Here is a 20,909-nt window from a genome sequence, read left to right on the forward strand (position 1 = left end):
GGAAGCGCCCGCCGTTCTCCGTGCGGGATGGCGGCGGGCGCGTTATTGGGTGTGTAGTTTGGGTTTAACTACCACCAGGTTTCGGCCTGGACGCCGAAGGTCCAGGTGCCTTTGGCGCCGTCTCGTTCGCCATTGGGAGAGAAGTCGTCCGGCATGCTGTTGCCCCAATAGTAGTAGCTGGCGTAGGCGCGGATTTCAGGGCGAGACCAGAAGGCTCCGGAGGGCTTGATCACACCGGCGACGGTGAGCTTGGCCATGGCGGTTTGATCTTTGCCGGAAGTGCTGCGGTTGTCGCTGGCCCAGTCGATGCCGAATTCGGTTTCGAGGCCGAGGTGCTGGGTGAACATGTAGATCGGGCGAACGGCGGTGGTCAGGAAGAGGCGGTCGCTGCCGGAGCCTCCTGCTTGCGTGAAGCCGCGGTCTTCCCAGTTGGCGATGGCGGCCCACATGAGGGAGAGTTGGTCGTCAAATTGCCAAACGAGTTGGTTGGTGATCTGGGCCGTCTGCGCGTCGCGGAGAGCGCCTTTATCCTGCCAGCTCACACTGCTGACGTAGGTGCCGAATTGGTAACCGGCACCCCAGCCGTATTGGAGGGAGAGTTTGTTGTAGCCTTTGCTGAGGTTGTTTTGCTGGAGCCAGCCGAGGGCAATGCCTGCGGTGGAGTTGGGGTTCACGCCGCTGCCGCCGTTGACGTATTGGGGGGAGACCCAGAGCGTGCCTTTGCCGTCGAAGAGGGAGGGGAGGTCGCTCCAGCGGAAGTCGAGAATCTGCTTGGTCAGGCTGTATTCGCTTTCGACCTGGGCGGTGTTGTCGGTGCCGCCGATGTAGGCGGCGGCGAACTTGCCGGGGCCGAGCTTGATGTTTTCCACGCCGCCGCCGTAGCCGGACGTATCCAAAAAGTAATAATCGTAGATGTGGATGTCGTGGCGGTCATAAAAACGCTGGCCGACCCAGAACTGCACGTCGGGATTATTTTTAAAGACGTTGCTCGCGGTGACGAATGCTTCGCGGAAGAGGAGATCCACGCCGTTGCTGTCCTGGTTGGCGTAGTTGTTTTTGTCGCCTCTGTACTTGAAGGCGAGGGTCGTCTGGACGCCGATCTTGATGTCGTTTTCACTGGCTTGCGGCGCAGTGTATTTGAAGGTCAGTTCGCCGTAGGTGTCCGGCTCGTCGCCGAGACGTCCGGGGCCGATATCGAAGAGGCCGTCAGGGCTGGTGATCTTGTCCTGTCCGCCGCCGTGTTCGTTGATGCCGTATCCGGCGCGCAGATACCCGTGGAGTTCGAGGCCGCGGGTGAGATCCTTGGGGAGCATGTCCTCAAAGAACTTGGGCGACTTGACCTCGGCGAGCGACTGGCTGGTGGCTTGCTGGCCCTGCTCAAGGGCGGCGACGCGTTGCTCAAGGTTGGTGTTTCCGTCATTGAGAATCACTACACCGGGGGAGCCATCGGGCGAGGCTGGCACGATGGTCGTTGAGGTGGTGCGGGCCGGGGCCTTTTCGACGGCGGCGAGGCGTTTTTCAAGCTCGGCAATCCGGGCTTCGTAGGCTTCGCGTGAGGCTTTGATTTCGGCGCGGAGAGCCTCGATGTCCGCAGAGCTTTGGGCAAATGCCGGCGTGGCGCCGAACGTTGTGCCCAGAGCGACAAGCGCGGCCATGAAGATGGCGCGCGTGGTGTGGGTTTTTGGTTTTTGGTTCATTGGCATGGGTGGGGAAAACTGGGTAAGGAAACACGTTGGGAACCGGACGCAAATGGAGGAGGAATTTTCCCTGGGCGACCAAGGTGGCATGGCCGGAGTGGGTTGCTGTGGTGGTGCGAAACAGATGGGTCGCGCGGGGTTTGCATTCAATGGCATTCCCTGTTCCATGTCCGCGAATGATAGGACAAATCTTAGGTGCCCCTTCCGTGCCCGCTTTTTCCGCGCCCACCGTTGCGTCTGCTCCCTCGCCGGTTCCCCGTCTGGTGCCTACGCTGGGCAACGATGCGGAGCGAAGGGAGTTTCACGCATTGCTGGCGGGACAGGTGCGGGCGGCGGAAGATCGCAGCAGCCCGCTGCGTATCAAGGTGCCCAAACCCCTGCACCTCATGCAGCGCAGGCCGGGGATGCATTATCATTTGCGCCCGGAGGTGTTCTTGCAATTGAGCGGGGCCACCCGGTTTCGTTTTCCGGGAGGCGCCGGTGAGTTGTTGCAACCGGGTGAACTGGCGGTGCTGGCCACGGGATTGCCGCATGGGGAGGAGGCGCAGGCCGGGGACGAGGGCGGTTTTCGCAATCTCGTGGTGGGCTTTTATGCGAGTTCGGTGAGCATCCATTTTGCGGTGGACGCGGGGACGGGGCGGCCCGACATCGAAAAGATCCTGTTTTTCACGACTCCCGACCTGACCCGGATTGTCGGTTTGGTGGATTATCTGGTGCAATTGCGACACTCAGGCTCGGCTTTTGCGGAGGTCGCGGTGCGTGGGTTGACGCTGACCTTGCTCGGCGTGCTGAGTGACCTGACTGGCGCGGAAACTCCGGCCATGAAACAGGAACCGCAGCGGATTTTTCAAGTGAAGTGGCTGGTGCGCGACCAACTCTACAATAGCGAGCTCAACGTGGCGTTTGTGGCGCAGCGTCTGGGGTGCTCGGCGGATTATCTGTCGCATCTATTCCACAAGGAGACAGGGGAAACATTGATTCACTACATCCACCGGCAGCGGGTGGCGGGCGCGGTGCAGGCGTTGGAAAGCCAGGTGTTGAGCATTTCGGAAATCGCGTGGGCGTGCGGGTTTGCCGATCCGGGATATTTCACCCGCGTTTTCAGGAAACATACGGGACTGACCCCGCAGGCCTATCGCGCAGGACGGCTGGAGGAGGCGGCGCGCGAGGGCGAAAAACCAAAAACGATCTACCACGACCGCGTCGATTACTCGCCGGGCGTGGCGCTGTAGCGTGTTCCCCGTGCTTGCCTCCGCGCGGCACGCAGGGTTTTGTCAGCCCTTTTCACTTTTCGCACGCACACACAACGCACCACGACCATGGCCGAGATCACCAAAAGCTACGAACCCGCCGACGTTGAGAAAAAATGGTATGCCGCCTGGCAGCAGGCCAAGGCATTTGCGCCCCGCGTCGCCGCGCCCGGCGAGCCGCAGCTCGAACCCTACACCATTGTAATTCCGCCGCCCAACGTCACTGGCATCCTGCACATGGGCCACGTGCTCAACAACACCTTGCAAGACGCGCTCATTCGCCGCGCCCGCCTCGAAGGCAAGGCCGCCTGCTGGATTCCCGGCACCGACCACGCCGGCATTGCAACGCAGACGATGGTTGAAAAACACCTGCGCCAAACGGAAAAGAAAACCCGTCGCGACATCGGACGCGACGCCTTCCTCAAACGCGTGTGGGCCTGGCGCGACGAAAAGGGTGACAAAATCCTGCAACAGCTCCGCGAACTCGGCTGCTCCTGCGATTGGGACCGCACGCACTTCACGATGGACCCCGGCTACTCCCGCGCCGTCCTCACATCGTTTATCAAGCTCTTCAACGCAGGCCACATCTACCGCGGCAAACGCATGGTCAACTGGTGCCCTGCTTCGCTCACCGCCTTGTCCGACGAAGAAGTCGAAATGCGCCCCACCAAAGGCCACATTTACCGCCTCCGCTACGAACTCGTCGCTCCGCTCGAACATCCAACATCCAACGTCGAACACCCAACATCCAACGAGCAATCCACCGGTGCGGCGGATGCGCCTGTGTTCCCCGCCGAAGGCATCACGGACGGACGCATCACGCACATCGTGCTCGAAACCACGCGCCCCGAAACCATCGCCGCCGACGTTGCCGTGGCCGTCCATCCCGACGACCCGCGTTACAAACACCTCATCGGCTGCAAAGTCTGGCGTCCCCTCGGAGCCCGCGTGCAAATCCCGATCATTGCCGACGCCGCTGTTGACCCCGCCTTCGCCGCCGGAGCGCTCAAAGTCACGCCCGCGCACGACAAAGTCGATTTCGAGATCGGCCAACGCCACAAACTCCCCATCATCGAATCCATCGAAGCCGACGGCACCATGAACGTCCACGCCGGCCCCGAACTCGCCGGGCTCGAACGCTTCGCCGCCCGCAGAAAAGCCTCCGAAATCCTCGAACGCCACGGCAACCTCATCGAAGCCAAACCCTACGAAAACAACGTTGGCTACTCGCAACGCGCAGGCGTCCCCATCGAACCCCGCCTCACTCAGCAATGGTGGCTCCGCTACCCGCGCGTTGAGGAGGCCAAGCAAGTCGTCCGCGACGGCCTCATCAAAATGCACCCCGAACGCTGGACCAAAGTTTACCTCAACTGGCTCGAAAACATTCAAGACTGGTGCATCAGCCGCCAACTCTGGTGGGGCCACCGCATCCCCGTCTGGTATGCGAAGGGCGTTGACCGCGAAAAGCTCACCGAAGCCGATTTGCGCGACCCGAAAAAAATCCACGTTTCGCTCGACGGCCCCGCTGACTCCGAAAACTGGATACAAGAAGAAGACGTGCTCGACACCTGGGCCTCGTCGTGGCTCTGGCCCTTCGCCACGCAAGGCTGGCCCGACGAACTCGACGCCAGCAGCGCCGCCGCCGATTTCTACGCGCGTCATTACCCGACCACTACACTCGCAACCGGCGCCGACATCATTTTCTTCTGGGTCGCACGCATGATTATGGCCGGACTCGAATTCACCCACCCCGGCGCGCCCGTTGAACAACGCATTCCCTTCAAACACGTTTATTTCAACGGCATCGTTCGCGACAAACAGGGACGCAAAATGTCGAAAACGCTCGGCAACTCGCCCGACCCGCTCGACCTCATTGCCAAGTACGGCGCCGACGGACTCCGCTTCGGACTCCTGCAAATCGCTCCGCTCGGTCAGGACGTGAAGTTCGACGAAGACCGCATCGAGGCTGGCAAAAACTTCTGCAACAAACTCTGGAACGCCTGCCGCTTCCGCCAGATGAACGGCACTGCGGCGAACATCCAACATCCAACATCCAACATCCAACATCCAACGGCGAACAGCGAACAGTCCCCCCCCCCCCCCCCCTCCGGCGCGGCAGCGCCCCACTTCGATGTTGGATGTTCGACGTTGGATGTTGGATGTTCACGGATCCTTGCCCGCATCGACGCGCAAAAGCTCGACGACGACGACCACGCCATCCTTGCCGCCTTGCTCGACACCACACGCATCCTCGAACGCAGCTTCGGCGAATTCGAATTCGCAACCGCCACGCAACGCTTGTATTCATTTTTCTGGAACGACTTTTGCGACTGGTATGTGGAAGTATCCAAAGCTCGCGTACAAGATCCCGACCCTGCTGTGCGCGACCACGTGCTCGCCATCCAGGATTTTGTCATTCGCCAATTCCTGCTCCTCTTCCATCCCTTCGCGCCCTTCATCACCGAGGAACTCTGGCACCTCCTCGGTTACGCGAAAACCACGTCCGTTCTCACCACCGCGGGTTCCGGCACGCATGACTTCTTGCAAAATACGCGTCTCGACACGGCTGATGCGCTCGTCGGCACGCTTGCCGCCCGCGGCGTCACTGTGGACGCCGCCGCCACGGGGCGCATGGAAAAGCTCAAGCAAGTCACTTCGCTCGCCCGCCAGTTGAAGCTCGAACAAAGCGTGGCGCAAAAACGCGACGTGAAGTTTTTTGCCGAAACCGCAGCCTCCGCCGAAGGCAACGCCGACTGGCTCGCGCTCGAATCGGTTGCCGCCAAATTCACCCGACTTGCCGGTGCCGCCGAACTCGCTCGCACCACGGAAAAACTCCCGCTGCCCGCCATCGTGACGCCGCTCGGTACCCTTTACCTGGATACTGGAATCAAGGTCGATCCCGCCGCCGAGCGCGCGCGTCTGACCAAAGAACGCGATCAGGTGAGCAAGCACATTGCCGGCACCGAGGCGCGTCTCTCGAACAAGGCCTTCACCGACAAGGCTCCGCCCGCCGTGATTGCCGGAGCGCAAAAACAACTCGCCGATCAGCGAGCCAAGCTCGCCGAGATCGAACGCCTCCTGAGCGCGCTTGGCTGAGCACCGGCTTACAAACGGAGATGCAAAGACGCGGAGAAATGCAGGCAGCCTCCGCGTCTTTTTCACCGCGCCGCCGTCAGTCTTGCCGCAAGTCCACCAAGCGATGACCGTAAATGGCGTGCTGGAGGCGATCTATAACGACGACCATAAATACATTCGGATATTCCTTGGCGGCGATCAGCACGTGCAAAAAGGGCGTGGTATCGCTTATCCAAACAGAATGAATGTGTTTTCCCGAACAATCGAAACCTCTGTAGTCGGTTTTTGGAATAAAGGCGGCATAGAGCTGAAAGCCAAACGGCAGCGGCTGTTGGAAGTCCGTTGGATGCATTCTTGTGCTGAACGTGCTGCGATACGCTTCCTTGTCGAGAAGACGGGTTCTCCTGGCCCGCGCTCCCGGTGCCGGTGGTATCCTGCCGGTCGCTGGCAATGGTCTGCTTTTTACCGGCGTTTGCACGGAGATGTTGAGATCAATGAAGGACATCACGTGGCGTCCGACGCGTGTCAGACGGTGATAATATAGACGCTAAGGACGATTAACAATGCGGCCGTCAGAACCACCAGCGCAGCAACAAGCAACGCCGCGTCTTTCGACTCGGGATCGATATTCATGGCATGTGGAGTTGCACGCGTCTGCGTGCCGGCCCGTCAGAGGATGATGATCACATAAATTGCGATCAAAGCGAACGCGATCATCGTATTGAGGGCGGTTGGATGATTTTCGTGGTAGTTTGATTTCATGGTCGGGGAAAGAGGCGCGAGTTGCCGGTGGTCGGAGAGGAACTCCGCTGCCAGAACGGAAGACGGCGGCGGATGCCTCATCAACGATCACGGCCGACTCTTTGGCTTGGCGGCGAAACCACTGGCGCGATAGGGGCGGTCGCTGACGGGAAGGGCGTCGATGCGACTGGCGAGCGAGTCGCTGGAACGGCGACCGGTGAGTGTGTGTGCAAGGTGCGTGTAGCTGCAGCCGAGAGCGATGGCGGCACGCCGCCAACTCCAGCCTTTGAGGCGAAGCGCAGCGATGCGCCCCGTATCAGGCTGATAAGGGATGGCCCGCATGGAAAATGGCGAGCACGGCAGCACTGACATGCGAGGCCAGCCAGAATGACTGCATCGGTCTGCGCGGCTGCGGCACGCAGGGAACGTTTTGTGTTTCGACTGCCAACTGCCCAATTTCTGCCGGCTTCTCCTTGTTAGTTTGCATTTCTGATTTTTGGGCTTCGTTGTTCACGCGATTTCAAGAAACTGACCCAGCTTTTACGGAACCAATGAAACCGTCAACTAAAAAGTTAGAGTTAACATCGAGAGGGATTCTAACTTTTCGAGAGTCGCTCGGGCTTACTCAAGAAGAGTTGGGGCGTCGCCTCGACATCTCCGGCAATTACGTCTGGATGCTGGAGACCAACAAAAAACCCATCAGCGGCAAGATAGCCCGTAAACTTCGTGATCTTGAGGCAGGGCGTTTGGGGGGGGATGCCGACGAGTTGGAAAAGTGGAGGCGCCGCGCGCTGACAGCCGAGGAAACGCTTCGCACCGTCCGGCGGCAATTGGAGACCGTGCTTTCGACCCTTAAAAAAATTTAGCGGGTTATGGTTTCAGAATCCATGAGGCCTTGCGTTTCCTCCTGTTGCGCAGGCGAGGGAGCGGGGAGAGATGGGGCCGGGCTTACGCGAAGCGGCCTTCGTGGAGGAAGAGGGCACGGCGGCAGCGGGCGGCGTGGGCGGGGTTGTGCGTGACGAGAACAAGCGCGGTCTGGGTTTCGTCACAGAGCGCGAGCAAAAGATCGATTACGGAGTCGCCGGTTTTTTCGTCGAGATTGCCCGTGGGTTCGTCGGCAAGAAGGAGGCGGGGACGATTCATCAGGGCACGGGCAATGGCGACTCGCTGGCGTTCGCCGCCGGAGAGTTGCGCGGGTAAATGATGGGCGCGGCTGGCGAGTCCCACTTTGGACAAAAGTTCACCGGCACGGGCGCGCGCGGCGGCATCGGGTGCGCCAAGCATGCGGGCGGCAATGAGGACGTTGGCGCGGGCGTCGAGTTCGGGGATCAGGTAAAACGACTGGAAGACGATGCCGAGAAATCGGGCGCGACGTGTGGCGGAAGCGGCGGGGGGGGGGGGGGGGGGGAAGAGGGTGTCGGTTTCCCATGCGAGCGTGCCGGCGTCGGGCGTGTCGAGCGCGGCAAGGAGGTTGAGCAGGGTGGATTTGCCGGAGCCGGATTCGCCGCGAATGGAGAGGCTCTCTCCGGCGCATACGGTGAGGTCCACGCCGCGCAGCACGGGCAGGGGCGTGCCTCCGCTGAGGTAGGTTTTTTCAAGCGCGGTGGCGGTGAGGATCGGCATGGGAGGGTTATTCGGAACGAAGGGCTTCGACAGGTTTGAGGCGGGCGGCGCGCCAGGCAGGGAGCAGGCCGGCGAGGAGCGAGATGAGGATCGTGCCGCTAACAATCATGAGGTAGTCGCTGAGCAGGAGATGCGCGGGCAGACGGTTGAATTGATAGGCGTTAAGCAGGGCTTGTTCGCCGCCGGTCACGCGGGTGAGAAAGCCCACGATGTTATCGCGGTAATGCAGCGCAGTGAAACCGATGATGTTGCCCGCCACAGTGCCCGCCGCGCCGATGACGAGACCTTGCAGGCAGAAGCAGAGTGCGACTTGCGAGGGGCGGGCGCCGAGCGCACCGAGCAGGCCAATCTCGCGGGTTTTGCGGACGACGGCGGTGAGGAGCGAGCAGGCGATGGAAAAGCTGGCAACGAGCACGATGAACAGGAGTAGGAAAAAGATCATGCTCTTCTCCATTTGCAGAACGAAGAGGAAGTCTTGGTTGCTCTCCATCCACGGGGCGGCGCGTTGGTCAAAGGGGAGTTGTTGGTTGATGTTTCGGGCGACTTGGGCGGGGCTGGCTCCGGGGTCAATCTTGACGTTGATGCCGTGCACGGCGGAGTCCATGCCGTAGAGGTCCTGCATGAGCCGCAGGGTCACGAGAACGAGGCTGCTGTCGAGTTGCTGGTGGCCGATTTCAAAAATGCCGGCGACGCGGAGTTGGCGGGGCATGAAGACTTCGTCCTTCTTGAATTTTTCCAGCATGAGGGGCGAATACACTTCGATCTGCGTGCCGATGTGCGCGCCGAGGCTGCGGGCGAGTTGCGAGCTGAGAACAACAGAGTCGTCGTCGAGGTTTTCCAGCGAGCCAACGCGCATGAATTTTTGCAGCGGCGTGACGTTTTCCACGCGGGCGAGGTCGATGCCTTGCATGGCGGGGAAGGCGGGACGGCCTTCGGATTGCAGCATGACCACGCCCTCGGCAAATGGCGTCGCGGCTTTGACGCCGGGTGTTTGCTGGATGCGTGCCAGCGTCTCGCTTGGGTTGAGGATGAAGCCGCGCGCACGCACCTGCACCTCGCCTTGGGTATCGACGACCATCTTGCGGATTTCGTATCCAAATCCTCCCATCACCGACATCGAGATGATGAGGATGGTGACGCCGAGCGCCACGCCGAGAATCGAGATCAGCGTGAAGAACGGCGGCACCTTGCGCCCGCCCGGGAAGAGTTGCTTGAGCGCAAGATAGAAGGGCCAAGACATGGGCGGGGGGGGGGGGCCTTCAGGCTTTCGGGCTTTCAGGCTTTTCCACGGTTGGGCTCGCCGCAGACGGGCGCAGTTGCGGGAAGAGGATCACGTCGCGGATGCTTTCGGCGCCGGTGAGGAGGATGCAGAGGCGATCAATGCCGATGCCCATGCCGCCGGCGGGGGGCATGCCGTGTTCGAGCGCGAGGAGGAAATCGGTATCGATTTTTTGGATATCCTCGCCTGCTTGCGCTTCGAACATCTGGCGCTGCACGTCGGGATCGTTTTGCTCGGAGTAGGCGGGGGCAATTTCCATGCCGCCGATGGTCAGTTCGAACACGTCAATGACGGAGGGGTCTTCGAGGTTGAGCTTGGCCAGCGGGCAAAGCTCCTTGGGCAGGTGCGTGACGAAGGTGGGTTGGATGAGCGTGGGCTCGATCTTCTTGGAGAAGATTTCGTTGGTGATTTCGTAGTCTTCCCACTTGGGGTCGGCGTAGAGACCGAGCTTTTGCGCGGCGGCGATTTTTTCGGTTTTCGAGCGCGAGAACCAATCCGGGTCGTTGGTGGCGTCTTTGATGAGGTCTTTGTAAGGGACTTCGCGCCAGTCGCCGGCAAAGTTGATGGTTTCACCGCTGGCGGCGTGCTTGATTTCCGTTGTACCCAAAACGTCACGACAGAGCGATTGGAAGAGGTCGCGCACAAGGGTCATCATGCCGCGGTAGTCGCTGTAAGCCTGGTAAACCTCGAGCATGGTGAACTCGGGGTTGTGACGGCGGGAAACACCTTCATTGCGGAAGTTGCGTCCGATTTCGAAGACGCGGTCAAAGCCGCCGACGAGCATGCGCTTGAGGTAAAGTTCGAGCGAGATGCGGAGCACGAAATCGACGCCGAGCGCGTTGTGGTGTGTTTCGAAGGGGCGTGCGGCGGCGCCGCCGGCCACGCTTTGCAGGACGGGGGTTTCGACTTCGAGGAAGTTGCGGTCTTCGAGGAAGCGGCGGATGTGCGTGATGATTTTTGAGCGAAGCTGGAGGCGGGCGCGTGACTCGGGGTTGACGATGAGGTCGAGGTAGCGCTGGCGGTAAACTTGCTCGGGATCACTGAGGCCGTGCCACTTTTCGGGGAGTGGACGGAGTGCCTTGCTGACGAGTGTGTAGTTGTCGGCGCGGACGGTAATCTCGCCGGTCTTGGTCTTGAAGAGTGTGCCGGTGACGCCGATGAAGTCGCCGAGGTCGAGTTTCTTGAATTCGGTGTATGCCTCCAGGCCGATGACGTCGCGGCGGATGTAGAGTTGGATCTGGCCTTGTTGGTCGAGGATTTTGACGAAGGCGCTGCCTCCTTGCACGCGGATGGTCACGAGGCGTCCGGCAACTGCGACGGCAACGGGGGGGGGGGAGCCTTCGGGAGCGCTGGCCGGCGGGTTTTCGCTGCCTTCGACGTAGGCGGCGAGCGCCTCGGCGGAGAAGTGCGTGGGTTCAAAGTGAGCCCGGAACGGATCGTTGCCGGCGGCGCGCAGGTCGGCGAGTTTCTGGCGGCGGACAGCGTTCTGATCGTGCGAGATGTCTTCGGTGCGGTTGGCTGGTTGAGGTGCTTCGCTCATGTGTAATGGATGAGCGTGTGGGGTGTGGGCAGGGTGGGGCAAACGGATTTTACGCAGGCTACTTTCGAAGGGTTCTTACAGACCCCCGTTTTCCTCGTCGCTAGAGAGGTATAAGTTGAGATGCAGCCGTTGTCTTAACGGTAGGGAGGCCTTTGTGCCCTCTGCCGAGGGCAGCCCTTCGGGCCATCGCCTTTGGCGATGCCATCTCCGCGCTGCTGCGCTCCGTCCGAGGCCTCCGTTGTGCGTGGTGAGAGGATGCGAAACTCATAGGTGGTTGGAGCGTGGTTTCGGAGGCCTCGGAGAGGCCTCCCTACCAGGTATCAAATGGCTACAGTTTAAATGAAACTGCTCTAAGGAAGAGGATGTCTTGGAGAGTTCTCCTCCTGACTTGCAATCGACTTATTCAATGGTCCGGGACCAAAGAAATGTTGGTATCAACGGCGACGGCGCCAGAGGGCGAAGGCGAGGGAGGCGGCAGACAGAAGGGCGGCGATGGTCGCTGGTTCCGGGACGGCTCCAGAGGTGTAGATAAGGTATTTGTCGGCCGTGAACTCGAAGTGGCCGGTGTAATCGCGGTAAGCGGCGTTGTGGGCGAAGTTCAGTCCGAAGTAGTCGTTGGCGTCGGCAAGTGTTGAGGCACCGAGGAGGTCGCCAAAGTGGGCGATGTGGACGGTCGTGCCGGTGACGTAGTCATCAAGGTTTACGAGTATTCCCATGGCGGATACGTCAAAGAGGTGGTTGATCTCAATCAGGTCGCCTTGCTGCCAGTCGATGATGGAGCCACTGGCGAGGGTGAGGTTGCCAACAGTGAGCGTGCCGGGGGCGGCGGTGGCGGAGTTGCCGGGGGCTATGATGCCGCCGGTCTTTACGGTGACGCTACCGAGGGCGGCGCCGGTGCCGCTAAGGGTGGCGGCGGAGTTGACGGCGATGGTGCTGCTTGCGCCGCCGAGGATGGCGGTGGAGGCGAGGGCGAGTTCGCCGTCAGCGATGGTGGTGCCGCCGAGGAGGTCGGCGCTGGCACCGGTGAGGGTGAGTTTGCCGGAGCCGGTTTTGGTGAAGTGGCTGGTGGTGCCGCCGATGAGGGTGCCGGAGTAGGTGGCGGCTTCGGTGTAGGCGGCGGTCAGGGAGGCGGTGCCGAGTTTCACGGTGCCGGAGCCGGTGAGGTTGTTGACGTTTTGGTTATGATTTTGGAGGTCGAAGGTGGTGCCGGTGGCGAGGGTGATGCGGCTGCTTTGGGCAATGATGTCGGTGGTGCCGGCGGCGAGGGTGCCGGTGCTGAGGGTGGTGGCGCCGGTGTGGGTGTTCTGGCGGGTGAGGGCGACGGTGTTGCGTGCGGCGATGTCGAGGTTGCCGGCGCCGGTGATGAGGGCGCTCATGGCAGCGGCGGTGCCGGTGGCTCCGGCGCGTTCGGTGAGGGTGAGGGTTTTGCCGGTGAGGATGTCGGCTTGAGTGAGGCCGTAGTTGAGGTAGAGGCCGTTGGAGCCGGTGCCGTTGGTGGTGGCGAGGGAGTAGTCGTAGGTGCCGGTGGCGACGCGGTCGCCTGCCTGATGGATGCCTTGGGTGCGGGGTGAAGTGATGGCGTTGCCATCGAGGTCGGCGAGAGTGAGGGCGCTGGCGGAGCCGTTGACGGTGGTGGCGGAGACGAGGGCGAGGCTGACGATGTCGTCCTGCTCAAGGAGGGTGGCGTCGGTGGGGATGGCGGGGGTGGTGGCGGTTGTATCGGGGGCGTTGATATGGACGGTGCCGGAGGCGAGGGTGAGGGTGCCGGTGGAGATGATGCCGGCGGAGGTGGTTTGCGAGGGGACGGTGGTGTGCGGGTAAATGAGGGAGCCGCCGTCGAGGGTGAGGTTGGCAGTGGTTTGGATGCCGTCGGCAACGGTGGTGGTGTTGCCGGTGCCAAGGGAGAGGGTGGCGTTGGCAAGGCGGGTGCTGGCGGCAGCGTCGAGGGCGAAGGTGGAGCGGTCGAGGCGGAGGGTGCCGTTGAAGGCAGAGGTGGCGGGGTTGTTGGCGAGGGTGAAGGTGTCCGTGGCGTTGGCGAGGTTGACGGCGAGGGTGCCGTTGCCTTTGAGGGTGTTGGCAAAGGTGTAGTTGCCGGTGGCGGTGGGGGCGATGCTGAGGCGCGCGGTGGCGGCGTTGAGGTTGAGGGTGCTGGCGGTGCCGAGGTTGTTGGGGGTGGTGATGGTTGCGCTGGCGTTGGCAGCTAGGTTCCAGTTGCCGGTGTAGGCGGCGGCGTTGGTGTCGAGGGCGATGTTTTGGCCTAGGATGTTGGTGCTGCCGTTGCCGGTAAGGGTGTTGGTGATGGTGCCGTTGGAGAAGTCGAGGGCGAGGGCGGCGTTGGTGTTGATAGCGATGTTGCCAGCGCCTGCGGCGGTGCCGTGGCTGAGGCGGACTGTGCCTTGTTGGATGTTGGTGCCGCCTTCATAGGCGTTGCCGGCGTTGGCAAGGGTGAGGGTGCCGGTGCCGGTTTTGGTGAGTTGGCCCGCGCCTGTAATGGCTTGTGCAATACGGGTGGTGTAGGCGGCGGTGTCGATGGTGCCGCCTTCAGAGAGGAGGGTGATGGCGCGGGTGGAGGCGAGGTTGAAGGAGGCTCCGAATTTGAGGGTGGCTCCGTCAAAGGTGATGGGGGCGTTGGTGGCACCGAGGGTGTTGTCGGCATTGATGAGGAGGGTGCCGCCGAGGATGTTGGTGCCGCCAGTGTAGGTGTTGGCCCCGATGAGGGAGAGGGTGCCTGTGCCGTCGAGTGTGAGGGAGTGGTTGCCGGAGAGGATGCCGGAGAGGGTGAGGGTGCCGGTGCCGCGTTGGGAGACGAGGAGGTCGTTTTGGAGGTTGATGTTGCTGGCGATGGTGGGGTTGCTGTTGCCAGTCATGGTGATGATGGCATTGGCGTCGGCGGCGTTTTGTTCGAGGGTGATGGGGGAGCCGGAGATGGTGAAGGTGGCGTTTTTGGTGTTTTTGAAGACGATGCTGCCGAGTTTGATGTCGGCGTCCACGTTGATGGTTTTGCCGTTTAGAGCGGTATCGAGGTCGCCAAAGGTGGCGGAGGCACCGATGCCGTTGGGTTGCATGGAGCCGGTCCAGTTTTGCGCAGTGCCCCAGTTGTAGCCGCTGCCGAGGTGGTTCCACTCGGAGCTGGCTCCGAGGGGGATGAGTTCGTAGTAGCCGGTGGCGTTTTTAACGATTTTGGCTCCAGGGGCGTAGCTGATATCGTTGCCACTGAAGATGATGCTGCTGAGCATGGCGTTGGTGAAGAGGCCGGTAACGTCGGTGGTGAAGCGGAATTGGCTGGAGCCGCCGCCGTAGAGGAGTGTGCCTGCCCAGTTGTCGATGGAGAGGGAGCCCTCGGTGGCCCAGATGCCAACGGTGTTGAAGGTGAGGAGGCTGCTGCCGCCCATGTCGATGGTGCCGTCACCAGCGAGGTTGAAGGTGCCTGTGGTGGCAAAGGTTTGGTTGGTGCCGTTGGTCTGGAGGGTGCCGTTGCCGAGGGTGAATTTTTGGATGCCAGAGGCGAGGTTGGCTCCGCCGAGGGAGAGGGTGCCGCTTTGAATGAGGAGTTCGGGGGTGACGATGTTTACGTCGCTGATGGTGGTGGTGGTGCCAAGGCCGGTCTTGATGAGTTGGCCGGGGGTGCGGAGGTATCCGAAGCTGTTGCCGCTGATGGTCTGGTTGGTATCAAGGTAGGTTTTGATGTTGGTGCCGGAGATGGCACCGGGAGTGTTGGTTATGTTGAGCGAGGAGAGGGCGCTGGCGTTGTAACCGATGATGGAGAGGTTGCCGCCAATGCGGACGTTGGCGCCGTTGGTTGTGACGATTTCGAGGGTGGAGGGGGTGAGGTTGGTGGTGTTCCTGACTGAGACGGAACCGGAGCCGAGGTAGTTTTGCCCGGCGGCGGCGCGGCCAAGGGTAACGTCGCCAGTGGCAGCAACGCGGAGGAGTCCGTCGGCGATGGTGGTGCCTCCGGTGTAGGTGGCGTTGGCGTTGTTAACGGTGAGGGTGCCGAGGCCGGATTTGGTGAGGCCGCCTGTGCCGGTGAGTTTCAGGTTTTGGCCGAAGGCAACGTCTCCCGCGACGTTGAAGGTGTGTTGTTGGGTGAGCGCAGTGTCACCGTTGGCAACGCTGGGGTTGAGAGTGAGGAGTCCGGCTGTGCCATCAAGGCCGATGGTGGCGTTGAGGAAGTTGACTTTGTTGGCGAGAGTGCGCGCGCCACCAAAGGAGGCGAGGGTGCCGGCACCGGTGAAGGAGAGGGGGCCGGTGGAGAGGGCGTTGTTGTGGCCGACTTGGAGGGTGCCGGCGAGCAGTTCGGTGGTGCCTTGGTATTCGTGGGCGCCGAGGAGGCGGAGGGTGCCGTCGCCGTTTTTGATGAAGCCGCCGACGCCTTCGAAGATGTGACTGGCGGTGATGGTGACGAGGTCGGTGGAGTTGACGACGTTGATACCGGGGGTGACGAGGAACTGGCTGCGGCCAGCGTGATTGAGGGTGAGGTTGCCGGTGAAGCGGACGGTTGAGTTGATGGAGGAGTCTCCAGTCGGGGACACGGTGGTGGAGTTGAATATGAACTGGTTGGAAAGGATGCGAGGGCCGTCGAGGGCGGAGATCCTAGGGGCGTTGCCGAGGTTGATGGTGTCGAAGGTGATGGTGCCAGTGCCGAGTGCATTGTCGGCACCGATGCCGAGGGTGGGGCTGTAGGATTGTTTGAAGTAAATGCCGCCAGTGAATGTGTTGGCGTTGTAAAAATTGACGGCTTGGTTGGTGCCTCCGAGTTGGAAGCCGCCGGGACCGGCAATGGGGGTGCGGAGGTGAAGGATGGAGCCGTTGCCGTCGAGTTTTTTCAGACCGGCGGTGATATAGCTGGACTCAGTGCTCTGAAAGGTGAGGGCGTTGCCGGGTGTGATGAGAAGGTTGCCGTCGAAGCGGACGGAGGCGTTGATGGTGCGGGGGGCACCTTCGGCTTCGATGTGGTACCAGCCAGAGCCGCCGCCGCTGTTGTTGCCGATGCGGAGGGCTTGGGTGCTGGTGGCGGGGTCGCCGGTGTTGGTGCCTTGACCAAAGATGCTGCCGTCGGTGGCGATGATGATTTTGCGGGCTTTGCGAGCCAGGGAGGTGTCTTCGCCGACGGCGCCAGTGAACCAGAAGCCGCCAGTGTAGGTGCTGGCACCGGTGTTACCAGCGAAGCGGATGATGCCGGTTTGGGGTTGTGTGTCGGAGGCGGGGCCAGCGTAGTCGCTGACGATGCCGCCGTCGCCGGTGATTTTACCCGAGAGGGTGAGGATTTTTTTGCCGATGTGATTGAGGGCGAGGGTGTCGTCGGCTTGAAGGATGAGGTTGGCAGCGATGGTGGTGCTGTTGTCGCCGGTAACGGTGAGCTGGGCACCGTCGCCGTGATTATCAAAGGTGATGGTAGCGTTGTTGTTCGAAGTGATAGAGAAATCTTGGGCTCCGTTGCTTTCGATGCGGAGTTTTCCGATGGTGACGTCTTGATCGACAATGATTTGGTTGTTGTTGAGGAGGCCGTCGAGGTCGCGGATGGCGACGACGATGCCAGCGCGGTTGGGGGCGATGTCGCCCACCCAGTTGCTTGCGGTGCTCCAGAGGCGGTCAACGGGGATGCCGGTGTCGGCGGAGCCGCGCCATTCGGTGAGGGCGCTGCCGGTGGGGGCGAGGAACCAGTAGCCGGTGCCGGCTTGTTTGACGAGTTCGGCTCCGGCTTCGTAGCCGGTGAAGGAGATTTCGGCGAGTTTGGCGGCGTTAAAATAGGTTATGTCGCCGAAGCGTACATAAGTGTCGCTGAGTTCGGGGTGGGCGGCAGTGGACCACAGGCCGGTGTTGTTTTGCAAGGTGAGGGAGTAGCCTTTGCCTGTGGCCCAGGAGCCGTTGGTGACGTTGGTAAAGCTGATGGAGGAGTGGTTTTCGAGGTAAATGGAGGCGTTGCCGGTGAGGGTGAGGAGGCCGAAGCGGTTGTCGATGGGGGCGTCTTCGCTGCCGCCCACAGAGTAGAGAGTGCCGGCAGCGAGAGTGGCGCCGGGGGCACCGAGTATGGAGGTGTGCCGGTTGAGGACGAATGCGCCTCCGTTGATGGTAAGGGAGGTGGCGGAGATGGGGGTATCGAGGATGGTGGTGCCGGCGTTGTTTTTGATGATGGCACCGACTCCGGTGATGCCGACGGTGGAGGTGATGGTGGAGGTGGCGTTGGTGCCGGGGTTGAAAGTGAGGCCGGGGGTGCCGACGAGGGTGGCACCGTTGATGGCGAGGTCGCCGTCGGTGATGAGGGCGGAGTTGCTGTTGCCGACCCGGGTGAGGGTGGCGGTGGAATCAAGGGTGACTTTGCCGCCGCCAGTGAAGGTCATCTTTGCACCGCCGTTGCTGCTAACGGCGTTGTCGAGGATGACTGCGCCGCGCAGGGTAGTAGCGTGGTTGTTGGTGGCGATGTTGAGGGCGGCGTAAGCGTGAATGGAGCCGGAACCGAGGTAGTTTTGATCCTGAACGTCGGCACCGAGGACCATGTCGCCGCGCAGGGAGACGTTGGCGCTGCCGGTGGCGAAGCCTTTTCGGGGGAGGATGGTGAGACCGCCGGTAAAATCGTTGTTATTGTTGTTAAAGTAAAAGTCGCCGTTGTTGCTGCCGCCGGAAACGACGAGAGCGCCGTCGCCGGTGAGGCGCAGGGGTTCGTCAAAGACGACCGTTCCTTCGCCAGTGATGGTGCGTGTGCCGTTCCAAGAAATGTCACCTGCATAAGTAAAATTGACATAGCTGGCGGTGAAATCGCCATCGAATCTTACTTTGTTGGGCAAGGCGCGAGCGCCAGTGCCGCTGGTGCCACCGTAAATTTCACCTCCATTTATGATAAGAAGATTGTCCAGTGAGCCTATCGGTTGTGCTGCGGGGCCGATTGTGAGGCGCCCAGCATTGAGAGTAATGGTTCCGCGATAAGCAGTGGAATTGATGTTGGCGTTGGCGAGGTGGAGACCGCCAGAATTGATGGTAATATCCCCGTTGCCTTTGAGGACGCCACCGCTTGGGACTGTGACGGCGAGGCTCGAATTGATTGCGAGGTCATTCTTTAGTTCAAGCGTGTTGATAGTGACGCCACCGGTGCCGCTGATGGTCGAGGGGGTGTTGGCAACGCCGGAATCGAAGGCGAGGGTACCAGTGCCAATGGTAAAGGTGGGTGTGGCACTGGTGATGAGGTGTCCAATGGTGGCAGTCTGGCCTTCAAGGGTGGTGGTGGTCGCGGCAGCTCCGTTCAATGTTACGGTGGCACCAGCGTGGTTGGGGGCGTCAACAGACCAGTTGGCGAAATCGAACCATTTTTTAGCGGTTCCAGTGCCGCCAATCCAAGTGGTGTTGAGAAAATCGATGGGGCGGAGCTTACCGTCGTCGTCGCGTACGGCACCGGGATTGAAACCGCGAAACCAAATTTTGCTGAGGTCAGAGGAAGAATCGGAGATGGTAACGTGGTCAGTAACCGTGGCGTTGCCGGTGAGACGGTAGGAGTCGGGGTTGCCGCGCCAGTCGTAGATGGAGAGGCGTTCGTTGCCGGAAACACTGGTGTTTACACTGCCAAGGGTAAGGTTGATGGAGGTGGCTGCAGGGGCGGTGGGTTGCAGGTAGATAGCAAGGTTGGAATTAGCTCCTAGAGTGATGGTCCCAAGGGTTTGGTCGAAGCCACCGAGTTTGAGCGAACCAGTGGCTCCATCGAGCATGTTGATCCTGTTGCTGGTGGATCGCATTTGGTTGGCTTTGCCGAAAGTGGCCTGAGTGGTCGCCTGGAGTGCGTTGGTCGTGGGGGTTAGGTTGGAAAAGGTGAGCCCGTTGGTGATGTCGAGCGTGGCGAGGCCAAAATTGATGACGCCGGCTTCGTGGAAAAAGTCGCGTGAACCAAAGGTGGCGCTGTCTTGAGTGTCAGTGAAGTTGAGGACGTTGACGCCGGTTTTGGTCACCATGCCAAAGCCGTCGAGGGTGCTGCCGTTGAGGAGAACGCTCATGGCAGTCGCGTTGACGGAAGTGTCGAACACGAGATTGGGCGTGTTGATGATGGTCGTGCCTTGCCCACTGGCTTTGTAAACGAGGTCGGTGCCCGCAAGGTAAAGCGTGCCGTGCGTGGCGTTGGTGCCGCCATCAAGGGTGCCGTTGTTGAGGTTGAGAGTGAATCTATTATGGGCTGTATTTGCCTCGGAGAGGCGTAGCTGGCCTCCGGCTTCCAAGGTCACCGTGCTGCCATTGATCGCTACGTTTTGATTGTTGCCGCTGGACTTGATTTCGAGCTGGGTGCCGATGTTGCCGACTTTGATATCGCCTGAGCCGAGGTAGTTTTTGGCAGCATCAAGCGCACCGATCACGAGTTGCGCGTTGGCTTTATTTGTGAGGGTAGTTTCGATTTTGCCTGCGAAGATATCGATGCCGCCGGAAAAGGTTTTGTCGGCTCCGGTGAAGATGGTGGTGCCGGAACCAGCTTTGGTGATCTTGTAACCATTGCCAGTGATTGCGCCCTCAAGAGTGAGGGTGGTGGTGGGGGTGCTAGTGTTGAGACTGAGATTGCTGCGGAGCTCAATGGCGCTGTCTTTGTCGAACGTTACACGATTGGAGCCGGATAGGAGGAGTTCGGCGGTTGTGTCGCTATTGTCGAAAATGAATTTTCCTCCTGTAAAACCGAACAATGTCTCAGTCGTGGTGCCGTCGAGCTGGAGTTTGCCTAGGAGGATGTCGGATCCGAGGGTAATGGTCTTGCCGCCAAGCGCGGCCTGACTGGTGTTGAAGATGACGATGGCTTCGGTGGCGTTGGGGATGCCATCAGTCCAGTTGTTGGAGGTGTTCCATCGATTGTCGTTGGCGGAGCCTGTCCACGTGTTGCCGCAGAGTTGTCCGGGCACAAAAAGCGCAAGCGTGAATGCCAGCACAGACATGACCGCAGGCCAACCAGATGTGGTTACCGAAGTGATGAGAAGTGCGGTGAAGTGCTTGCGCGTGTGAGTAGCTTTCATTAGGTTGATCGGACGTTCTGGCGGACAGCCAGACGATCAATAATACTAAATACCCGGGGTGATGGTAGTCGGGTAAACGCTGTATAATGAGCTATCCCCTTTTCCGCTGTGGCCATCGCCTTAGATGTTTAGTCCCAGAGAGGTGGAGTGGATGAAGCCGGGGCAGGCAATAGAGGTAAGATTTCACCCATCCCACGATCCCCTAGCACTTTGTCCATTTCGTCTTATTTGCTGAGGATTTCGCGGAGGCCGCCGCGGAGGCCGCCGCCGCGGAGGTCGGCTCGGAGGCCGTCTAGGGTGCTGAGGGCGGCAAGGGCGGTGGTGGCGTCAGGGTTGGGATAAAAGAGGCTGGCCGCGGGGAGTCGGTTGGGGGTGGGGAGTTGCACGAGTTCGGCAGCGTAACGGGCGATTTGAGGTCTGGTGTTGTAGGGGACTTGGTCGTGGGGGGGGGAGGATGTCGCGGGCGGCTCGGAGACAGTAGAAGTGGGCGGGGAGGGGTTCGCCTACAATGGTGTCCACGGTGTCGGTGCCGGTGCGGTGGAGGTGGAGGGTAGGGATGCGGTGGTCGAGTTGGATGAGCCAGAAGGCGGCCCACCAGAGGAGGGTTTCAGTGGGGTGGGTGGTGCCCGCAGGGGCAGGGAGGCGGAGGTGGCGTCTGGTGGCGGCACGGGGGTGTTGGTGGGGGCAAATTCACGGAGTTCGTCGGCAGCGGAGTGAAGGATGCGGGCC

The 20,909-nt window shown here is 60.9% G+C and carries 12 protein-coding genes and 1 pseudogene; 3 read left to right on the plus strand and 10 right to left on the minus strand.

Annotation, left to right across the window (positions count from 1 at the left end):
* Nucleotides 1–68 precede the first annotated feature (68 nt).
* On the minus strand, nt 69–1,697 hold the full coding sequence (locus OBACDRAFT_RS19000; RefSeq protein WP_043588363.1) for a carbohydrate porin: 1,629 nt from the start codon (nt 1,695–1,697) through the stop codon (nt 69–71).
* Between the two features lie 308 nt (nt 1,698–2,005).
* On the opposite strand from OBACDRAFT_RS19000, the gene OBACDRAFT_RS19005 reads away from it, so the two are divergent.
* A complete protein-coding gene (locus OBACDRAFT_RS19005; protein WP_232767410.1) occupies nt 2,006–2,929 on the plus strand; it encodes a helix-turn-helix transcriptional regulator in 924 nt (307 codons plus the stop codon).
* A gap of 87 nt (nt 2,930–3,016) precedes the next feature.
* Nucleotides 3,017–6,043 (plus strand): valine--tRNA ligase, encoded by a 3,027-nt coding sequence (locus OBACDRAFT_RS19010; protein ID WP_043588365.1) that lies wholly within the window; start codon nt 3,017–3,019, stop codon nt 6,041–6,043.
* Nucleotides 6,044–6,119: 76 nt separating this feature from the next.
* Here OBACDRAFT_RS19010 and OBACDRAFT_RS28525 read toward each other — a convergent pair whose 3' ends face one another.
* From OBACDRAFT_RS28525 to OBACDRAFT_RS28530, 3 genes are all read right to left on the minus strand, one after another.
* Complete coding sequence (locus OBACDRAFT_RS28525) at nt 6,120–6,527, minus strand: hypothetical protein (RefSeq protein ID WP_157837189.1); 408 nt, start codon at nt 6,525–6,527, stop codon at nt 6,120–6,122.
* A gap of 344 nt (nt 6,528–6,871) precedes the next feature.
* Nucleotides 6,872–7,105, minus strand: a complete 234-nt coding sequence (locus OBACDRAFT_RS19020; protein ID WP_052362260.1) for a hypothetical protein — start codon at nt 7,103–7,105, stop codon at nt 6,872–6,874.
* The gene (locus OBACDRAFT_RS28530) at nt 7,080–7,277 is read right to left on the minus strand and encodes a hypothetical protein (protein ID WP_157837190.1); all 198 of its coding nucleotides are present in this window, start codon (nt 7,275–7,277) and stop codon (nt 7,080–7,082) included. Before OBACDRAFT_RS28530 ends, OBACDRAFT_RS19020 begins: the two co-directional genes overlap by 26 nt.
* A 37-nt stretch (nt 7,278–7,314) precedes the next feature.
* Here OBACDRAFT_RS28530 and OBACDRAFT_RS28535 point away from each other — a divergent pair, with 37 nt between their 5' ends.
* Nucleotides 7,315–7,629 carry a helix-turn-helix domain-containing protein gene (locus OBACDRAFT_RS28535; RefSeq protein ID WP_043588369.1) on the plus strand — a complete coding sequence of 105 codons (315 nt, stop codon included), beginning with the start codon at nt 7,315–7,317 and terminating at the stop codon, nt 7,627–7,629.
* 82 nt (nt 7,630–7,711) lie between these two features.
* Here the strand turns inward: OBACDRAFT_RS28535 and OBACDRAFT_RS19030 are convergent, their stop codons facing one another.
* The 6 genes and pseudogenes from OBACDRAFT_RS19030 to OBACDRAFT_RS28545 all read right to left on the minus strand — a co-directional run.
* Nucleotides 7,712–8,386, minus strand: coding sequence for an ABC transporter ATP-binding protein (locus tag OBACDRAFT_RS19030; RefSeq protein WP_043588371.1), 675 nt, complete (start codon nt 8,384–8,386; stop codon nt 7,712–7,714).
* A 7-nt stretch (nt 8,387–8,393) separates the two neighbouring features.
* Complete coding sequence (locus tag OBACDRAFT_RS19035) at nt 8,394–9,626, minus strand: ABC transporter permease (RefSeq protein WP_043588373.1); 1,233 nt, start codon at nt 9,624–9,626, stop codon at nt 8,394–8,396.
* A 19-nt stretch (nt 9,627–9,645) separates the two neighbouring features.
* Complete coding sequence (lysS, locus tag OBACDRAFT_RS19040; protein ID WP_052362261.1) at nt 9,646–11,205, minus strand: lysine--tRNA ligase; 1,560 nt, start codon at nt 11,203–11,205, stop codon at nt 9,646–9,648.
* Nucleotides 11,206–11,639: 434 nt separating this feature from the next.
* A complete protein-coding gene (locus OBACDRAFT_RS19045) occupies nt 11,640–20,180 on the minus strand; it encodes a beta strand repeat-containing protein (protein ID WP_081722201.1) in 8,541 nt (2,846 codons plus the stop codon).
* 224 nt (nt 20,181–20,404) lie between these two features.
* Nucleotides 20,405–20,566 (minus strand): hypothetical protein, encoded by a 162-nt coding sequence (locus OBACDRAFT_RS28540; protein ID WP_157837191.1) that lies wholly within the window; start codon nt 20,564–20,566, stop codon nt 20,405–20,407.
* Nucleotides 20,567–20,683: 117 nt separating this feature from the next.
* A pseudogene (locus OBACDRAFT_RS28545) lies at nt 20,684–20,909 on the minus strand (hypothetical protein); the annotation flags it as partial.

Origin of the sequence: Geminisphaera colitermitum TAV2, assembly GCF_000171235.2 — a bacterium.
In the GTDB taxonomy this organism is placed as follows: Bacteria; Verrucomicrobiota; Verrucomicrobiia; order Opitutales; family Opitutaceae; genus Geminisphaera; species Geminisphaera colitermitum.

Bases quoted from the DNA above. Each gene is read 5' to 3' on its own strand.
- OBACDRAFT_RS28535 (WP_043588369.1), top strand. From the start codon at position 7,315: ATGAAACCGTCAACTAAAAAGTTAGAGTTAACATCGAGAGGGATTCTA.
- lysS (WP_052362261.1), bottom strand. From the start codon at position 11,205: ATGAGCGAAGCACCTCAACCAGCCAACCGCACCGAAGACATCTCGCAC.
- OBACDRAFT_RS19010 (WP_043588365.1), top strand. From the start codon at position 3,017: ATGGCCGAGATCACCAAAAGCTACGAACCCGCCGACGTTGAGAAAAAA.
- OBACDRAFT_RS28525 (WP_157837189.1), bottom strand. From the start codon at position 6,527: ATGTCCTTCATTGATCTCAACATCTCCGTGCAAACGCCGGTAAAAAGC.
- OBACDRAFT_RS19000 (WP_043588363.1), bottom strand. From the start codon at position 1,697: ATGAACCAAAAACCAAAAACCCACACCACGCGCGCCATCTTCATGGCC.
- OBACDRAFT_RS19035 (WP_043588373.1), bottom strand. From the start codon at position 9,626: ATGTCTTGGCCCTTCTATCTTGCGCTCAAGCAACTCTTCCCGGGCGGG.
- OBACDRAFT_RS19020 (WP_052362260.1), bottom strand. From the start codon at position 7,105: ATGCGGGCCATCCCTTATCAGCCTGATACGGGGCGCATCGCTGCGCTT.
- OBACDRAFT_RS19045 (WP_081722201.1), bottom strand. From the start codon at position 20,180: ATGAAAGCTACTCACACGCGCAAGCACTTCACCGCACTTCTCATCACT.
- OBACDRAFT_RS19030 (WP_043588371.1), bottom strand. From the start codon at position 8,386: ATGCCGATCCTCACCGCCACCGCGCTTGAAAAAACCTACCTCAGCGGA.